This is a genomic window from Novipirellula methanifontis (genome assembly GCF_052161655.1).
GTDB lineage: Bacteria > Planctomycetota > Planctomycetia > Pirellulales > Pirellulaceae > Novipirellula.
This window is the reverse complement of the sequence record NZ_CP197418.1, coordinates 6691083-6709417: the sequence shown is the minus strand read 5'-3', so window position 1 is coordinate 6709417 and position 18335 is coordinate 6691083. Positions and strand designations below refer to the sequence as shown.

Sequence of the window (18335 nt, the reverse complement as noted above, 5' to 3'; positions counted from 1 at the left end):
AATGTACCAACGCCGCCGCCCGTTGCCAAAGAGCGAAGGTGATCGCGAAGCAACTAGCGTAAAAACCATGTTGTGGGACGCGATGAATCGCCGTTACGGCTTGCCTTTTGAGAGACGTTCACTGATTACGTTCTGAACACGCGCAAGTTCAGAGTCGGTGTCGGGGTACGGCGATTGGAATTTGTCGATCGCTATCCATTGGTCGATCTGGGAATCGACGACGTAGTCGCAGTTGTCGTCCAACAGGAGGCATGCGTCAGGATCGCAGTTGGGGACATTGGTCAAATCTTTGACGCTGCGATCCCATTGCACGAACGAAATATCGGCGAGCCAAGCCGGAGCAAAATCATCGTCGATAAGCGTTTGAATGATCGGAACGCACGTGGAATCAGGAACCGCTGTGTAAATGTAGACGTTTTTGAAGTTGTCGCGGCAGAATTGCAAAAACGCGTTCAAGCCGGGCCGAGGAAATTGGCTCACTGCGTTCGAGATGAGTGTGCCCTCAAGGTCTAACGCGATCGTGGTGAGTGGTTGCATTGGATTGAACTAGCGTCACACAACGGAAGGTTTCTACGTCACCGCCCCAACAATGAATCGGCGGTTTGAACAACGGACAAGTTTACCAGCTGAGCGAGGCTTGAAAAAACAAAGATGATGTGCCTGCGGGCCCTCAGCGTAAAAACCATGTTAGCCGCCCGGCGTGTCAGGCTAGAGGTGATACCAAAAGTAGCGCCAATCACAACCGACCAAATCGGCGAGCGAGTCGAGGAATTGATTGGCCGGTGCGGCCTCGCCTTGGTAGATTTGTCGAATTGTGATCCAGTAACGTGCAAATCCGACGACATGTTGCCTGTTGAGATCGGGGATTGGACAACGGTGGCCGCACTTGGCGCAATTGAACGGTGCATTTGTGTCGTGCCACGTGCCAATTAGTTCGCCCCAATCGCCCAGCGGAATTGCGCAGACAGGACACAATGGATCGCGGATGTTGCAACCGCACATCACACCCGTTTCAGCCGACGAAGAGAGTTCGATTTGTACAAAGTTTCTGCTGTCTTGTGGCGGAAGTTCAGTAAGACCGTCGACAGTCGGTTTGAGTTCGACGACGTTGTGCGTCCGTTCAAAACGGATCAGGTCAAAGAACGAAGCGCCGGGGCGAAAACGGACATCGCCGAAGTAGTCGAACTCGTCGCCGAGAAAGTTGAGAACGCGTAGTTGGTCTGCAAAATCGGGTGGCGGACGAAAGTCGGGGTCAGCCGGATGCAGAGATAACGCGTGAATCGACATGATCTCGGAGCGGCTAACGGAAGGTTTTTACGTCACCGCCCTGAACGAAGCGAGTGACTCTGATTTGCCAAACAGTTTAACAGCAAAATTCCCGTGTTGCGCAACATGGAAGGTGATCGCGAAGCGACTAGCGTAAAAACCATGTTAGGCGACCCTACGCATCGGGAAAGACGTAATTGTCGCGAGGCGCCCAAGGACCATCACCCAGAAATTGAGCAACCCGCTCCGCAAGTGGCATATTGCACGAGTCCACGAACGCCGAATTTCCAGCGTCGACAAAGTTTGCATTGATGAGAATCTCCTTTACCGCCTTGGGATAGTCAGACATCAGATTGCGAAACAGGACCTGAGACAGGTGGTAGCTGAGTTCCTGCCCTTCGTCAGGAGCGTAAAATGAATCGCCCGACCAGAATATGTCGATAGTTTTGGCATTCCAGTAGGCACGATGGCGACGGAGTATTTCGTGATCCATCATGAAATATGATGAGTCCTGCACGACGTCCTCCATGACCTGAGTCACACCTTCGTTGAGCCACAAAGGCAAAGGCAAGTGGCGCAATAACGCGTGATTTAGTTCGGGAGCGATCACTCTTTCGTAATCATCACCATAAGCAGGGCAGACCGCGAAGTGGCCGTACCCAACGTCGAGAAACATACCGCCAGACAAAGCGAATTCGCCTTCGTCGGGGTAGAAGTCGGTTACGTAGTCGTAATAGCTTTCGATATCAGCGAAAAGCAAAACAACATGTTTCCCGTGCCCCTCATTGCTCGCGACGCCGTCGAGTGTCGTAAGGATGATGCGCCGGGCACGCTCGGAATAGCTAAGCAATCGTTTGCCGAGTGATTCGTCAGAAGCGAGCAGCAGGAATTCTGGCGACTCGAGAACGGCGTAACCGCGTGGTAACGATTGAGCGAGTCGAGCGAGCCAGTCACGAGCAATTTGCGTCCAATATTCGTTAAGTGAAATGGACTCCACGTTCGACGCGACCCACGAAGCGATCGCTTCCCATTTGGGACGCGGCAAAGTTCGCGAACGTCGATAGCATCGGGGATTGGCGATAGAGAGTCTTCCATTCGATAAATCTAAGTCACCTAACGGGTAGCATTGCCGACGCCGACCCTAACTGAAGGGGAATACGTCGAACAACGATTAGACGATTATACGCGAGCGCCCGTTGAACAAAAGTCGAAGACGTGTCCGAAGGGCCTTTGCGGAAATGCTGTGTTGTCGGTCGCTGTGCTACGCAGACGCGCTGTTTAGCGTTTCCTTTAGGTGATGCAGAAGTGAGGACGCTCGCTGAGGACAAATTTCGATAGCGGCCAGCGCGAACTCGCTAGCCTTCAAGTTGTTACCGCGTGCAAACGAGATGCGGGCGAAATGCAAGAAGTTTCGGGCATGGCGAGCGCCCAATAGCGGATGAACAACTTCTTCATCAAAGTCGCTTACCGAAGCCTCTGTGATCGGCCCCGGAATCGTCATCAACGGTTCAACGAAGGTGGCATAGAGCTCATCGAATTTGGCTGCAAGTTGCACAGCAAGATCAACCGAATATGGCCAGCCGAACATGTCGTTGTCCGGTGGATCAAGACGAGTGCGGAAGATGCATTCCGGTACTTTGATCTTCTTCGCGTTGGCCGTCGATTCACTTTCGGTGGGTACAAATAGCGGTTGGATTCCAACGTTTACGTAGAACCGTTCACCACCGGCACTCTTTTGGAATTTGACGACCGAAACGGCGTTCTCGTTCGCGAGACGGTAATTTTGGCCGGAACCTTTGTAGCCGTGGGCACGAATACGGGGAGCCACAACGGCGAGAACGTCTTTGAGCACGGCCGACAAATTAAGAGACCTCGCACCGACAACGAAAGGTTTTTACGTCACCGCCGTGAACGAAGCGAATGACTTTGAGTTACGAGAGATTGTACCAATGCCATCGCCCGTTGCCAAAGAGCGAAGGTGATCGCGTAGCGACTAGCGTAAAAACCATGTTGTGCGACGCATGCGCTACGATGACGGCTGGATCAACGAGATGCCGTTGTCAGCCTCCCAGCGGCGAAGATGTCGAGCGAATGCATGGCGATCGGATTGCGAGTTTTGAGGGTCGAGCGATAAACGAAGCAGGTCGCGACCGTGAGATTCGACGAATGGGAGATGCGGAATCCATGCCGCAGCGTGAAGCATCCAAAACGCGGACATGCGAAATGCGGTTCGCACGGGGAAGTCGAAAGGGAATGAAACCGCGATTTCAGCGTCGAGGCCGGCAGTTAGAACGCGAGCCGTGATCAGGTCGCGGGCCGCGTGGAAGTCACCACCGTAGCCAGGCTGCACGAGCGGAACGATCGAAGGGTGGATCGTGTCAGATGTGATTTCGATGGGCGACTGCGGTTTGAGATACCACGCGGAATCAGGCGTGACGCCCACGATGATGTCCGCACCACCAGCGTTCGTGAACAACGGAGGCAACCAAACGATGTTGCGGTCTCCATTGCTCATAGACTGCGTCGCCTAACGGAAGGTTTTTACGACACCGCCAAAACGAAGCGGTTGACTTTGTGTTGCGATAGATTGTAACAATGCCAACGTCCGTTGCCAAAGTGCGAAGGTGATTGCGAAACGACCAGCGTAAAACCCATGTTGTGTGACGGTCCCCATGTTCAATCGTCAGTGGAACGCTCGGTCTTGCGAGCAGCGGGCGTGACCACCCCGACGATGTCGTAAACGGTTGAACCATCAGACGAGAACAGGGCATTCTTGCATTCAGGGCACTCGAAGTTGAGGCGTTCGTCGCGCACGCCATAGCCACATGCAACGATTCGGATCACAGCGTCGCAGTGCATGCAGGTGATGTCCATGGCGAGTGCAGGAGCGTTTCGAGGATCGGCAAACGTGAGTCGCCTAACGGAAGGTTTTTACGACATTGCCCTGAACGAAGCGAGCGACGTCTGAACTACGAGAAATTGTACCAAGGCCAGCCCGCGTTGCCACACAATGAAGGTGTGCCGAAGGCCAAGCGTAAAAACCATGTTAGGCGACCGGCGGATCAGTGTTGAGGTTTGCAATCATAACTTTTTCGTGGCACCAAAACCCGTAGGAGTGGAGCGTCTGTGTCACGTTCGTGATCGGAACTTCGAGGTCGCAGGCGATTCGCGAGTGGACGGATTGCGGTAGTGGACCAACCTCTACTATCGTGTCCACCTCCGTGAGTTAGTGCCATCAAAATACGTTCACGCTCGGTCAGCGTGCGGCATTTTTGGCGAGGCTTAATGCACAAGCGTGAGATAATGAGATAACCCGCAAGACGCTTTGGGCACTCTGCGAACTCTGTCGGGATTGGCACGTTGAAACGCTGTTCCGCATCGGCCAGTATTTCGGACGGCGTAGTCATTGCGGTAGGTCGCCTAACGGGAGTTTTTTACGTTGCCGCCATGAACGAAGCGAGTGACTCTGAATTGCGAGAGATTGTACCAATGCGAACGCCCGTTGCCAAAGAGCGAAGGTGATCGCGAAGGGCCTATGCGTAAAAACCATGTTGGCCGTCACGGTGCGTCACGCAACGATTCCATCTCAGTTTGAGCGTATGACTGACAGAATCCCTCGACAAACCATTCCGTCTTGAGACCTGAGAAAGGCGACCGGTCGCGCGCGAGAGCGTGCAAGTCCGGTGTGTCCAGCGAACCGTACTGCCGATCTGAGTTGTTCCAAACCTCAACAGCGGTGTGGAATCCGACGTTGAATGCCGCAAGGATGTGATGCACGAGCAATTTGCGCAGTTCTTGGAGCGAAGAACGATTACCGACCGGTACAACATCCAGGTCCTCGGCCAAGAACCCGTCGATGATGTCGATGTATTCTTGCGGATTCAGTCCGGAGTAAGTGTGACCGTCCGCGCAAGTGGCAAAGTCAAATTTGCGGACTTGCGTTTCGAGTGCGCGAAACGCATTTCCCGTAGCGAATCGCCAATGGATGGATTGAGGGTCAAGCACAACGATTGAAGAGTGACGGCCAACGGAAGGTTTTTACGTCACCGCCGCGAACGAAGCGAATGACTTTGAGTAAGTGAGATTGTACCAATGCGAACGTCCGTTGCCAAAGAGCGAAGGTGATCGCGCAGCGACTAGCGTAAAAACCATGTTAGCCGCCCCGGGCCACTGCTATTCGACTGGAGGCTCAAACGACAAATCAGCATAGTCGAGCACCAAGAACAGGAAGTAGAGACAAGCCGATTGTTCTTGATCCGTAATTGGATGTTTGTCGAGGAAACGGTTCACATCCGGATAGTGGTCATTGATCCGTACGCGTTCTGCAACTGCTGCCAACTCGTCCAGTTGTCGGGGCGTTGCCGATTCGAGGAAGTCGAATATGTGGTCGTCGAATTGGAAGCGGCCATATTCGAGCGCCGGTTGAGTCAAGTACGAAAGTTCGTCAGGCAGTTCCGTTAGAATGCCCGGGTCAGTCAGTCGAGGCGGTTGAGAATTGTTCATTGACGCGATTGGCTTCGGGGCAGATTCACCACAACCAATCAACGCGAGCAAGCAGATTGCGGCTAAGAATCTCATTGAACTAGGGGCGTCTAACGGGGTTATGTACGACAGCGTGTCGTACTTTATCGTGGCGAGGCTCCACACTGTAAGCTCGTGATTTTGGTTTTTCTGATTTTATTCCATTTCTGGCTGCGAGGTACACCTCGTTGCTGCAAATTCTTTCGGATTGGCGAACGGGTTTTAGATTCGCCGCTCCCCTCCGTGTGAATTCTCAGCCAGTTGACTTGCAAAGCGATTATTTGCAGCCGATTCTTAGATCAGCAACTGCAAGTGCTGCCGGTTACTCTTGGGGATGCGGCGGCAGTTTTAAATACCGGCAAGTGATTTGAGTTTGTAACATCTTGAAAAAATCGGCGGTGGCGAAGCATTCTTGCTGCTCTCGGGTGAGCCAGCGGATTGATTCGCTCCACTGCTCTTCGGGCGGAATCGATAGCGTCACAAACCCCGGTCGCTCCATCGTCGCGGTGATACCAGTGAAATAAATCGGGCGATCTCCGTTTTGCACCCCGATCGTTACCCGGCTCTACAATAACTCGCCTGCCGAATCGTACTCGGGCTTGAAATGCAATCTCAGAAATCCGGCCCGTTTAAGCTCGCGTGTTTTGATCGGCTTTGAATTGAGTTTGGAATCGATGGCGGCGGTCGGATCGGGGGTCGCGGATGACTCGATTTGGTCCAGCGGACTCGGAAGCATGCCTTCGCCGGGGCGATCAATATGCACGTAGATCGTCGTGGTTTCCAGATTGACATGTCCGAGTGCCCATTGCCTCGTCCACTACGGGCAACCTCGACTATCAGCCCTGACGACCGCTCGCGGGCTTTTGATTTAATCGAAATGTAAATCGCAGCGGAGAGCCGTGGGCCGTAAGGCACCAGGTAACGCGTGGGACCCGGCCGCTCACGCGTCACGGCTCACTAAATTAACAGCCCGCTAATTCGACTGTCCTACTTTTTGTTTTCCCCGTATTTGTGAGCCGACGGCGTTAGCCGCGGGCCTTATTTTGCCAACCTTTTACCGAGCCGCGGCCCGACGCTAACGCGTTCGGCTCACAAAATGGGACAGTCGAACTAACCGATTTGCACGTTACTGGTCAACGAGATGTCGAACGTTGTGATTCGGTCGCGCAGTTTCCCGCGTGTGATGCCCAGAATCTCGGCGGCCTGGCTTTGGTTGCCGCCAGTCGATTTAAGCACTTCGGTGATCACGTACTTTTCCATGTACTGAGTCGCTTCGGCATAGAGGTCAGTCGATTTTTCTGCCAACAACCGTTTGACTAATTGCGGAAGCCCTGCTCCGTCCAACGTTTCAGTAGATGCCGGAGCACCGCCAAGTGCGTTGTCCGCTGCCTTGACACGCGTGATCTCTTTCGGCAGCCCATCCGGGGTAATGACTGGCATCACCGTGTCGAGCACACAGCGGCGGATCACTGCTCGCAGTTGACGCACGTTTCCCGGCCAATGGTAGCCCTCGAACAATACGGCAGCGTCGGGGGATAGGCCTTCCAGATCGGGTTTGTTGAATTCTTTCTTCGCTTGTGCCATAAAGAATTGAACCAACGCCGGGACGTCGCTGAGTCGTTCGCGAAGCGGCGGCAATTCGATCGTAACCCCGTTCAAGCGATACAACAGGTCTTCACGATAATCGCCGTCCTCGACCATCTGCTCGAGCGGGCGATTCGTCGCTGCGATGATGCGTACATCGGTCGTCAGTTCTTTGTTGCCACCGACTCGCTCGAATCGCTGTTCCTGCAACACTCGTAACACCTTGGCTTGCACCGAAGGAGCCATGTCGCCAATTTCGTCCAAGAACAGCGTGCCGCCGTTACATTGTTCGAACTTGCCAATCCGTCGCGACTCCGCGCCAGTGAACGCACCCTTTTCATGTCCGAACAATTCGCTTTCGAGCAAGTTGTCGGGAAGCGCCGCACAGTTGACTGCCAAGAAAACTTCGTCACTGCGGTGACTGTATTGATACAACGCGCGAGCAACGAGTTCTTTGCCCGTCCCGCTCTCACCACGGATTAAAATCGGAACGTCTTGTTTGCTGACTTTGCCGATTGCTTTAAAAACGCCCAGCATGGCTGGAGACCGGCCAATGAACAGCTCGCCTGATTCGCGTGGCGATTTGTCATCGGCACTGATCGCGACCGGGACGCTACTGATTTGTCGTTGCTCAATTGCCTTTTCAACCAGATCACGAAGCGGATCGACCGAGAGCGGTTTCCCTATGTAATCGAAAGCCCCCAATTGCATCGCTTCGATCGCCGTGCTGCTGGCCGCTTCGACGGTCATGAAAACGACCGGGATACGACGATCAAACTCGCGGATTTCACAATAGACGGCCAGCCCGTTTTGGTCCGGCAACTGAATGTCTAGCAGCACGGTGTCGAACGCACCGGCACGCAATTTGTCGAGACCTTCTTTGGCGGTGGCTGCGGTTTCCACATCGGCAATCGTTGACAGTGCCTTTTCTGTCAACGCTAGAATTGCACGGTCGTCATCAATGACCAGAACACTAGGCATGGGCTTTGACCACTTAGACTTAGGAGTTGGTGTGGGCTGTGTATCGGGACTGAGAGTTGCGACGCGATCATCCATCGGTGATTCCAAGATTCTACATGCTAGTAAGGTTGATTGTCGATCAGGCTGATTTGAAAACGAACGCAACTGGCGTGCCGGGAATTCACAGAATCGCACTCATAACGACATCAATGCCGTAAAAAGCCTCCAGAAGTGGTTGCGTGTTCCCCCAAGCAAGGCGGGTTTTGCACGCGGAACCGGAGAAATTTCAGTGTCCAATCGCCCAAGCTCTGTTCCCGTTTGCTGTCGCCCGTGCTCAAGTGTGCTGGTTAAATAGGGAAATAGGGACTGGGCGAATTGTTTTCCTAGTAGCGTTGCGACAGCAATTTACGCCTCGCTGTTCTATTCGCGTTTGATACCCTCATCGGTCAGCACTAAGTCGCTGGATTCGGTCAATCGCAATTCGGACTCGGTGTCTTTCAGCCAAAGAGTTGTAGGGAAACAGCGAGTCATCTTGATGATCGTGCGGGGTGGCATTTCAATTTCATCTTGGCTGTCGTTTGCCTCGCTCACCAACGTTTGCAATTCAGTAGAGTCATTGCGGATTTTGATTTGAATCGCTCGCGATTTGGGGCGGCCGAACAACTGTACTGCGTAATAGGTCACGTCGTCCGTGGTCGCGACGGCGACCCCAGTGTCGGTGACGTACTCCGCCAACATGTTCTCGCGGTGGGGCGGGGATTCGATCCATCCTTGCACAAAGATATCAATCAGACTTTCGGCTGTGACGTCGCCGGTATTGGTGCGATAGGCGATGTTCTCGCGGACGACACAATATTTGTAGCCGGCCTCTTTGGCACGCTGAGCAGGCGTTTTTCCATCAGCGTTGTGTCCGTACTTACCTGTTTTCGCCATGAAGTTTGCAAAATCAGATGCGCACTTCATCAGGTTTTCGTCACCGGTGACCGCGTCGAGCTCGTGCTCTTTGCGAAACTCGTTCGTCTGCTTTACGATTGCCTGTTTCACCTGCTGAACCATTGTCTCGGCTGACGCTGGATCTGCTGATTCGACTCGCGACGACCACAGTGCACCGCATAGGACAAGCAAGCATAGTTGGATTCGTCGCATCGTAAGCACCTTTGGCTTCGTGAAGGATGTTGGGAGTAACGCTATCGCAATTCGCGTCGCAATTCCTGCGCCAGGTTATGCCTGCGAATGGAGCCAGACCTTTTCACGTGATGTTGCTTGACGTAGTGCCAGCGTGAGCGATTCTCAATCAACCACGTGGTTGATTGAGATTCACCTGCAAGCGCATAGGCTTCATGAGTCAATCACGGAACGATCTTTTACAGTCAACTCTTCGCAACTTCGGTTTCGCGTAATTCGACTGCAATGATTGGTCCACGAAATGCATTCAGAAACTGCGTTGTGCGTGACAGGAATCGGAATCGATCGGCTTGCTCAGCGGAGTGAGCTTTCCCTCCCTTGCACGTTCCCATTTTTGTTACTTGGAGAAAACTCATGAAAACAACAATGCGATATGCGATTTTGACGATCGCGTTGACCATGCTTTCGCTTGGCACAGTTACGGCACAGGAAGTCACAAACAAAGATCGAAACGTTTCACGGTCGCAGGACCGAGCCAACGTAGGGCGTCTTGATGAAAAGACTCGCGGTGCAAATATCCGAGTCAGCCAGTTGATCGGTTACAACATTCAAAACTCACAAGGAGAAAGCGTCGGTGAGATCAAGGACATCGTTCTTGACGCCACCACGGGCAAAGTCCGTTATGCCGCCGTCACGTACGGTGGGTTCCTCGGCATGGGCAATAAGTTGTTCGCAGTCCCGTTCGAAGCATTCAAGGTACAAGTCGATCCTGATGAACTTGACGATGGCGATGAAATCGACTCAGACGATTACGTCTTGGTCTTGAACGTCACCCAAGAACAGCTCAAAGGCCAGCAAGGTTTCGACGACGACAATTGGCCGAATATGGCTGACCGAACATGGGCTAGCGATCTCGACAAGCGATACGGTGTCAATCGTAACGAAGACGCCAAAGATCGCATGCTGCGGGAAAATCGGACAAACCGAGCCAACCGCGAAAACCGAGTGAATCGCAAAGACAGCGATCAATAACACGATTCCACGATCATTACGCCAGTCGTCACGAGGGGCACTGTTCACTCGTGGCGATTTTTTTGTGCTCACGATAACACCTCCCTTTCTCAATTCCATTTGTTTCAAGGTATTACGATGAAGAATCCACTATTTTCCGCTTTGTTTGTCGCGGTCTCTCTTGGTCTCGCTGGTTGCGATGTCGAACAAGGAGGCACGTCAGGTGCGGTCAGTCCCGGCACAACGACTCCTGCGGCTGCCGATCCCGATGGCGGCGTTGATATCGATATCGATGCTGGCGACGCTCCAAGCGAAAACCGCGTCGAGCGGCGCCAAGAACGTCGTGAAAACATTCGCGAGGCGATCGATGACGTTGATGTTAATGTCGGTAACGGCGGCGTCGACGTGAATGTCGACTAAGGGGATGCGGTCGGGGCGAACAAGAATTGCTCGATTAAACGTAGCGAGTTCGGTTGCATCGCAACTGACATATGCGTCCCCGTCAAACGGTGCACTGTCGGTAATGGGGCCACATCGAAATCGACAGGGCGCACGTATGCATCCACGGTTGCCCAAATGACAAGCCGCCGGACATGTTGGTCCAGGTGTGAGTTGCAGCTTGCTCGCACCGGATCGCCCATTACCGCGACTTCGGGAATGAGGTTGCATGTGGTTTGGTGCAGCAACGTCGGAACCAAGCCCGCGCGAAAGACGGGGGCAATCGAAACAAGTGCCGACACCGGGTGCGATTGACTTTCGGCGATCGCCCGCCTCGCCACCCAGTCACCAAAACTGTGAGTCACCAAAGCGATCGATCCTCCCGACCGCGGCTCTTTTAACAACGTTTTTAAACGAGCAACGCTTCTGTCGAGGTTGCGAAACACCATGCGATCTCGCCACAGTTTGACATCATCACAATGCCGCCGCAGCGAATGCTGCAACGGCCACAACAAAAAACGTGGTTCGCAGAAACCCGGTATCAGCACTACTTTTTCAATTGGATATTGGACGGTTGGTTGCGGTGTCGAAAGAGTCGCACTCATATTCGGGGACACAAGAATCGTGATGCGTTTTGCACGTGATCGGTAAACATTTTTGACGCTACTGTATCTGTAGCAAGCAACTTCGTCGAGCTGGTGGAAAGTCGATTGTTGCAAAGCGTTGGATTCGGCACGCACTTTGCTGATAGGCCACCATCCCCTTTTTCAAGTGCTCTCATGCATCTCCAACCTTCAAGGAACATTGATGTCAATCGCTACTTCGCCATCGTCTTCGTCCAACGCTCAAGCTGAACAAACGAAATTGACTGGCATGGGGGCAATCCCTCACGAAAACGGAGTTGCGTTTCGTGTTTGGGCTCCGCATGCGAATCAAGTCAGCGTTATCGGTGATTTCAATAACTGGTCGGGTGACCGTGATCAAATGACGGCCGAAGGCAACGGCTATTGGTACGGCAATGTCAGCTCGGCGAGTATCGGCCAAGGCTATAAATTCCAGATCACTAACGGAGATCAGGTTTTCGATCGCATCGATCCTTATGCACGCGAAGTCACGAATTCAGTGGGCAAAGGCATCATCTATGACTCTGCTTATGATTGGGCAGACGATGATTTTCAAATGCCTCCGCACAACGAAATCGTTATTTATGAAATGCATATCGGTACGTTCCATCGCAGCGATGATGATCAGCCCGGGTCGTTTGAGGACGCGCTGCAGCGACTTCCCCACCTCAAGCAGTTGGGTGTGAATGTGTTGCAGATCATGCCTGTATCGGAGTTCGCCGGAGATTTGTCGTGGGGGTATAACCCGGCTCACATTTTTGCGGTGGAAAGTGCATATGGAGGTCCGGACGCGCTCAAAGACTTTGTCAAGAAAGCTCACGCTGAAGGTTTTGCCGTCGTGATGGATGTTGTTTACAACCACTTTGGTCCGAGCGATTTGGATTTGTGGCGGTTCGATGGCTGGAGCGAAAACGACAAGGGCGGTATCTATTTCTACAATGACCATCGCTCCTCGACGCCCTGGGGTGATACCCGGCCCGACTATGGTCGCGGCGAGGTCCGGCAATTCATTTATGACAATGCGAAAATGTGGCTCGAGGATTTCCATGTCGATGGGTTGCGCTATGACATGACGGCCTACATTCGCACGGTCAGCGGGATCGGCGATGACGACATCAGCGAAGGTTGGGGATTGATGCAGTGGATCAATCGAGACCTCGCTGAACAGTTTCCGAATTGTTTGCTCGTTGCGGAAGATTTGCAGAAGAACAACTGGCTGACGAAGCCGCACGATCATGGCGGTGCTGGTTTTTCGACGCAGTGGGATGCCGCGTTTGTACATCCGATTCGTGCAGCGGTTCAGCAGATCGATGATGCCCATCGAGACATGTGGGCTGTGCGTGACGCGTTGTGCCACCGCTACAACGACGACGCGATGCAGCGAGTGATTTACAGCGAATCACACGACGAAGTTGCGAACGGTAAAGCGCGAGTTCCCTCAGAGATTGATCCGGAAAACCCAGAGAGTTTCCACGCTCAGAAACGAGCAGTGCTGGCGGCGGCATTGGCCCTGACCGCTCCGGGAATTCCAATGCTGTTTCAAGGTCAAGAGTTGCTCGAGGACGATTGGTTCGACGACACCGATCCGATCGACTGGGATCGTGCCGATCAATTCAAAGGGATCAAGCAACTGTTTCGCGATCTAATTCGATTGCGATTGAATCTGGACGGTAATTCGCATGGTCTGTTGGGACAGCATATCAACCCGCATCATGTCAACGATGGTGACAAGGTGATCGCATTTGTACGTCCGGATGATGAAGATCCCGATGGGGACGTGGTAGTGTTGGCGAACTTTTCGCACCGTTCGTGGGACGGATATGAGATCGGATTTCCGGATGCAGGGCACTGGAAGCTGCGTTTCAATTCCGATTGGAAGGGCTACAGTGAAGCGTTCGCTGACAAGGATGTCGATGATGTGGTTGCCGAAGAGGTGCACCGTGACGGGTTGCCCGCGACCGCGAAATTGTCGTTCGGCCCCTACGCCGTGCTGGTGTTTTCAAAGCCGTAGGCCCCATTGTCGGCCAGCTTTCCAAGCTGGAACCGTTACGATCAACCGTCCGTACGTATGACGCGAGATGATCCTCGCTTCGGTGGTCAAACTTTAGGCACGCCAACGGCTTGGAAAGCCGTGCGACAATGGAATCCGCTCTCCATTGTCGGCCAGGTTTCCAAGCTGGAACCGTTACGATCAACCGTCCGAACGTTTGAAGCGAGATGATCCTCGCTTCGGCGGTCAAACTTTAGGCACGCCAACGGCTTGGAAAGCCGTGCGACAATGGAAGCCGGTCTCCATTGTCGGCCAGCTTTCCAAGCTGGAACCGTTACGATCAACCGTCTGGACGTTTGAAGCGAGATAGTCCTCGCTTCGGCGGTTAAACTATAGGCACGCCAACGGCTTGGAAAGCCGTGCGACAATGGGATCCGGTCTCCATTGTCGGCCAGCTTTCCAAGCTGGAACCGTTACGATCAAGCGTCCGTACGTTTGAAGCGAGATGGTCCTCGCTTGGGCGGTCAAACTTTAGGCACGCCAACGGCTTGGAAAGCCGTGCGACAATGGAATCCGGTCTCCATTGTCGGCCAGCTTTCCAAGCTGGAACCGTTACGATCCACCGTCCGTATGTAGGAAGCGAGATGATCCTCGCTTCGGTGGTCAAACTTTAGGCACGCAAACGGCTTGGAAAGCCGTGCGACAATGGAATCCGGAGCGGCGTTGTCATCGTGCTTTGATCCGAGCTTACGCGGTTTGGATCTTGGCAACCTCTTGCAACCCGAGTTCCTCGATCGCTTCTTCTCGGATTTTGAACTTTTGGATTTTCCCGGTCACGGTGGTTGGGAAACGATCAACAAACTTCCAGTAATGTGGCACTTTAAAACGAGCCAACGAGTCAGCACAGAACTCTCGTAATTCTCTTTCGGACGCATCGTGTCCCGCTTTGAGTTTGACCCACGCCAGCACCTCTTCGCCAAACCGGCGGTCCGGCACACCAACGACTTGAACGTCTTCGACGGCAGGGTGTTCATACAAACGTTCTTCGATCTCGCGCGGGTAAATATTTTCGCCGCCGCGAATGATCATGTCGTGCAGCCGACCGGTGATACGGAAATAGCCGTTGGGTTGCCGCATTCCTAAATCACCAGTATGTAACCAGCCGTCCTTGTCGATAACCGCCTCGGTCTTGTCGGGCATGTTGTAATAGCCGAGCATCACGCCATGGCCGCGGCCACAAAATTCACCTTGTTTGCCATCGGGAAGCGTCTGGTTCGTGTCGGGATCGACAATCTTCGCTTCAAACCCCGGCAGCGGGCGTCCCACCGTGCCGACTCGCAGTTCGATTGGATCATCGGTACGAGTTTGAGTGATCAATGGCGAGGCTTCGGTTTGTCCATAGCCGATCGTCATTTCAGCGGCACCCATGTCTCCGGTCACACGTTTCATCAGCTCGATCGGGCAAGGACTTCCCGCCATGATCCCGGTCCGCAGCGATGTCAGATCGCGGCCCGAATAACTTGGGTGTTCTAATTGGGCGATGAACATCGTCGGCACACCATACAAAGCGGTGCAACGTTCTTGCTCAATTGCATCCAGAGTCGCCTCAGCACCGAAGCTTTCCCCAGGAAACACCATTGCCGATCCGTGCACGATGCAGCACATCGTTCCCAATACACAACCGAAACAGTGATACAGTGGCACTGGTAAACAAATTCGGTCCTTCTCACTCAGCCGCTGAGACGCGCCCGAGTAAAACGCATTTAGCAACACGTTGCGGTGTGACAGCGTCGCTCCTTTTGGATGCCCCGTGGTGCCGGATGTGTATTGGATGTTGATTGCGTCGTTGCAATCGAGCGTTTCGGCAATATCCTCGACCCGCTGAACAGGAACCGACTCCGCGCGGCTCAACAAATCTTCCCACATTACTGCGTATGGAAGCGGCTTGCCTCGCAACCCTATCACCCACTGCAGCTTGGGTAGCGATTCGCTGTGCAATTTTCCCGTTGTCGACGACGCAAGTTCGGGACAGGCCTCGTTCAGTATTTCTAGGAAATGAGTCGACTTGTAGTGATCGATCAAAGCCAGCCCACGGACATCGGATTGCTGGAGCGCGTACTTCAGTTCGTGGGTACGGTAGGATGGATTGATGTTGACCAGCACGACGCCGATCCGCGCGGTCGCAAATTGCAGCAGTACCCACTGCGGAACATTAGTGGCCCAAACGCCAAAATGGTCGCCTGGTAGAAAATCGAGAGCTAATAGCCCCCGAGCAACTTGGGTGACTGCGTTGTCGAATTCAGACCAAGTCATGCGGACCGACGGGTCACAGAAGACAAACGCGTCGTTTTGCGGATGCTGGAGCGAGGTTTCTTTAAGAACCTGACCGATTGTTAGCCCATCGACCCAGGGTGTTGACGTTTTGCTTTGATTTCGAGCGGCGCACATGAGTGAACTCCCGTCTTCGAGTTGCTTCTATTCTAAGCGAGTTTCAGCAGAGTGGGACGATCAATTGTGGACAAAATCTTTTGCTGTCCCATGGATTGCCGACGTACAATTTCAGATAGAAAGCGAAGTTCAACGTGTGAATTTGCAGGGGGACATCGCTCTTAAAGTCCAGTTATTCTGAGGTCTTCCAATGATGGACGCCTATATCCTGTCCGCTTGCCGGACATCAATGGGTCGTTTTCAAGGTGATTTTGCGTCGCTGCCGGCTACCGTCCTCGGTTCGGTTGTGGTGCGTGAAGCGGTCGAAAGAGCGCGTTTATCGGTTGTGGCCGTAAACGAAGTGATCATGGGGCAAGTGTTAACGGCCGGAGTCGGCCAGGCACCCGCGCGACAAGCGGCGATCGCCGCGGGGCTGCCAAACTCGGTTGCTGCCTTTACCGTAAACAAAGTGTGCGGTTCGGGATTGAAGGCAGTCATGTTGGCGGCTCAGGCAATCCAATGCGGCGATGCCGATGTGATTGTCGCCGGGGGAATGGAGAGCATGAGTCGGGCGGGCTGGGTATTGCCACGAGACGCACCCAAGGTGGGCGATCGTAATTTGCTCGATTCACTAACGTACGACGGATTGACCTGCGCGTTCAGCGGCAGCGCGATGGGCAAAATCGCAGACCAGTTGGCGGAGGATCGCGGCATCTCGCGTACCGAACAGGACTTGTACGCGTTGCAAAGTCATGAACGCGCCGCACAGGCAATCGATTCGGGTGCTTTCGACGAGGAGATTGTGCCCGTGGTCGTTCCCGGCAAGTCGGGCGAGTCAACGGTGCTGCGTGACTCAGGCCCTCGCAGCGACAGCACGCTTGAGCGTCTGTCCGCACTGAAGCCTGCATTCGACCCAGCGGGGACTGTAACCGCCGGCAATGCTTCGATGATCAGCGATGGTGCCGCAGCGGTCGTCGTCGGAAATCAATCCGCCAGTGAACGATCGGGCCAACGGCCGCTCTGCCGTATCGTGGCATCCGCGACCGCCGGGAGTGAACCGTCTCAATTGTTTGTCACTCCGGTGGAAGCGGTCTTGAATGTCGTCCGTAAATCGGGCCATTCGCTCAGTGAAATTGATCTGTTCGAGATCAATGAGGCCTTTGCAGTGCAGATGCTCGTTTGTCTGAGCCAACTTGCGGTCCCTGTGGACCGAGTCAATGTCAACGGCGGTGCGATTGCGATTGGACATCCGATCGGTGCCAGTGGAACTCGGGTGTTGGTAACTCTGCTGCATGCACTGCGGGCACGCGGGGGGCGGCTGGGGGTGGCGGCGCTCTGTTTGGGCGGAGGAAACGCCGTCGCGATGCTGGTCGACACCGAGGTCTCGCCATGACGTCATGGATTTCGCTCGGTGAGATGCAGTTATTGCCTGTCAGCGGCGGGCGTTTGTGGATCGATGGGGGCAACATGTTCGGAGTCGTCCCACGGATGCTCTGGGAACGAGTCGCCGCACCCGACGAGCAACACCGAATCTTGGTTGAAACAAATTGTGTTGTCGTGCGGACGCCCACCTCTCTCGGTTTGATTGACTGCGGGTACGGCAGCAAGGCACCTGACAAAATTCGTCGTCGCTACGCGATGGAAGAGGGGGCACCGTTAGTTCGCAATCTGAAGGCACACCAAATCGCCCCTGACGATATCGATTGGGTAATCCTGACTCATTTGCATTTTGATCATGCTGGCGGATGCACCTATCGCGACAAAAATCAGCGGTTGCGGCCCACGTTCAGCCGAGCTCGACACTACGTCCAGCGGGTTGAGTGGGACGACGGCGTCGGTGACGTTCCTGAATTGGCCGGGTCCTACTTCCAAGACGACTTCCTTCCGTTAGCAGAAACCGGATTGTTGCAATGGGTGAATTGCAAATCCGAAGTTGAACCCGGTGTCACAGTTTCACTTACCGGGGGACATACTCGCGGCCACCAAATGGTGAAGTTGCAGTCGGAGGGGAAATCGGCGATCTACGCTGCCGATTTGTGTCCCACGGTGGCTCATTTGCAAACGTTTTGGACATTGGCGTATGACCAGTTCCCACTGATCGTTCGCCGTTTGAAACCAAGCTTGATCCGCGATATCGTCGAGCACGAGCGGCTAATGCTTTTCTCTCACGATCCTAACGTAGCAGCGGCGCGGCTTAGCATCGACGCCGCTGGGCAACTGCAAGCGGATCCGGTCACGTCGCTGGCTCGATAGCGACCCGCTTTGGCAAATGCGTTGTGTCGACACTACGAACGGAAGCATTCATATCGCATCCCCAATGCCGCGTGACTTTGGCATCCATCGGTCGGATCGCGAATTTTGGATTTGGCGAGTCAGCCACGACGCGCGTA

Annotated in this window: 19 protein-coding genes; 5 read left to right on the top strand and 14 right to left on the bottom strand. The window is 53.9% G+C overall.

Features of this window, described 5'->3' with window-relative positions; all coding sequences use genetic code 11:
* Positions 1-93 precede the first annotated feature (93 nt).
* The 12 genes from SH528x_RS24245 to SH528x_RS24190 form a co-directional block, all read right to left on the bottom strand.
* A complete protein-coding gene (locus SH528x_RS24245) occupies positions 94-537 on the bottom strand; it encodes an NIF family HAD-type phosphatase (RefSeq protein ID WP_442506029.1) in 444 nt (147 codons plus the stop codon).
* 171 nt (positions 538-708) lie between these two features.
* On the bottom strand, positions 709-1287 hold the full coding sequence (locus SH528x_RS24240; protein ID WP_442506028.1) for a hypothetical protein: 579 nt from the start codon (positions 1285-1287) through the stop codon (positions 709-711).
* A 154-nt stretch (positions 1288-1441) separates the two neighbouring features.
* The gene (locus SH528x_RS24235; protein WP_442506027.1) at positions 1442-2311 is read right to left on the bottom strand and encodes a hypothetical protein; all 870 of its coding nucleotides are present in this window, start codon (positions 2309-2311) and stop codon (positions 1442-1444) included.
* Between the two features lie 216 nt (positions 2312-2527).
* Positions 2528-3118: a DUF4304 domain-containing protein gene (locus SH528x_RS24230; RefSeq protein ID WP_442506026.1), complete on the bottom strand. Its 591-nt coding sequence runs from the start codon at positions 3116-3118 to the stop codon at positions 2528-2530.
* Between the two features lie 174 nt (positions 3119-3292).
* Complete coding sequence (locus SH528x_RS24225; RefSeq protein WP_442506025.1) at positions 3293-3781, bottom strand: hypothetical protein; 489 nt, start codon at positions 3779-3781, stop codon at positions 3293-3295.
* Between the two features lie 161 nt (positions 3782-3942).
* Entirely contained in the window at positions 3943-4140 is a 198-nt protein-coding gene (locus SH528x_RS24220) for a hypothetical protein (RefSeq protein WP_442506024.1), read from the bottom strand.
* Positions 4141-4824: 684 nt separating this feature from the next.
* Positions 4825-5271 carry a hypothetical protein gene (locus SH528x_RS24215; RefSeq protein WP_442506023.1) on the bottom strand — a complete coding sequence of 149 codons (447 nt, stop codon included), beginning with the start codon at positions 5269-5271 and terminating at the stop codon, positions 4825-4827.
* Positions 5272-5439: 168 nt separating this feature from the next.
* Positions 5440-5769 carry a hypothetical protein gene (locus SH528x_RS24210; protein WP_442506022.1) on the bottom strand — a complete coding sequence of 110 codons (330 nt, stop codon included), beginning with the start codon at positions 5767-5769 and terminating at the stop codon, positions 5440-5442.
* A 340-nt stretch (positions 5770-6109) separates the two neighbouring features.
* Entirely contained in the window at positions 6110-6334 is a 225-nt protein-coding gene (locus tag SH528x_RS24205; RefSeq protein ID WP_442506021.1) for a hypothetical protein, read from the bottom strand.
* Positions 6335-6352: 18 nt separating this feature from the next.
* Positions 6353-6550, bottom strand: coding sequence for a hypothetical protein (locus SH528x_RS24200; protein WP_442506020.1), 198 nt, complete (start codon positions 6548-6550; stop codon positions 6353-6355).
* Positions 6551-6897: 347 nt separating this feature from the next.
* Positions 6898-8352 (bottom strand): sigma-54-dependent transcriptional regulator, encoded by a 1455-nt coding sequence (locus tag SH528x_RS24195; RefSeq protein WP_442506019.1) that lies wholly within the window; start codon positions 8350-8352, stop codon positions 6898-6900.
* Between the two features lie 399 nt (positions 8353-8751).
* A complete protein-coding gene (locus tag SH528x_RS24190; RefSeq protein ID WP_442506018.1) occupies positions 8752-9477 on the bottom strand; it encodes a CAP domain-containing protein in 726 nt (241 codons plus the stop codon).
* Positions 9478-9870: 393 nt separating this feature from the next.
* Here SH528x_RS24190 and SH528x_RS24185 point away from each other — a divergent pair, with 393 nt between their 5' ends.
* A complete protein-coding gene (locus tag SH528x_RS24185) occupies positions 9871-10488 on the top strand; it encodes a PRC-barrel domain-containing protein (protein ID WP_442506017.1) in 618 nt (205 codons plus the stop codon).
* 117 nt (positions 10489-10605) lie between these two features.
* Complete coding sequence (locus SH528x_RS24180; RefSeq protein ID WP_442506016.1) at positions 10606-10887, top strand: hypothetical protein; 282 nt, start codon at positions 10606-10608, stop codon at positions 10885-10887.
* Here SH528x_RS24180 and SH528x_RS24175 read toward each other — a convergent pair.
* Positions 10884-11510, bottom strand: coding sequence for a hypothetical protein (locus SH528x_RS24175; protein ID WP_442506015.1), 627 nt, complete (start codon positions 11508-11510; stop codon positions 10884-10886). The two genes, SH528x_RS24180 and SH528x_RS24175, sit on opposite strands and share 4 nt — an antisense overlap.
* 202 nt (positions 11511-11712) lie before the next feature.
* Between SH528x_RS24175 and SH528x_RS24170 the strand changes: the two genes are divergently transcribed.
* The gene (locus SH528x_RS24170) at positions 11713-13539 is read left to right on the top strand and encodes an alpha-amylase family glycosyl hydrolase (RefSeq protein WP_442506014.1); all 1827 of its coding nucleotides are present in this window, start codon (positions 11713-11715) and stop codon (positions 13537-13539) included.
* A 726-nt stretch (positions 13540-14265) separates the two neighbouring features.
* Here the strand turns inward: SH528x_RS24170 and SH528x_RS24165 are convergent.
* Entirely contained in the window at positions 14266-15966 is a 1701-nt protein-coding gene (locus SH528x_RS24165) for an AMP-binding protein (protein WP_442506013.1), read from the bottom strand.
* Positions 15967-16156: 190 nt separating this feature from the next.
* Between SH528x_RS24165 and SH528x_RS24160 the strand changes: the two genes are divergently transcribed.
* On the top strand, positions 16157-17338 hold the full coding sequence (locus SH528x_RS24160; protein WP_442506012.1) for a thiolase family protein: 1182 nt from the start codon (positions 16157-16159) through the stop codon (positions 17336-17338).
* Positions 17335-18198 (top strand): MBL fold metallo-hydrolase, encoded by an 864-nt coding sequence (locus SH528x_RS24155; protein WP_442506011.1) that lies wholly within the window; start codon positions 17335-17337, stop codon positions 18196-18198. Before SH528x_RS24160 ends, SH528x_RS24155 begins: the two co-directional genes overlap by 4 nt.
* The last annotated feature ends 137 nt before the right edge of the window (positions 18199-18335 follow it).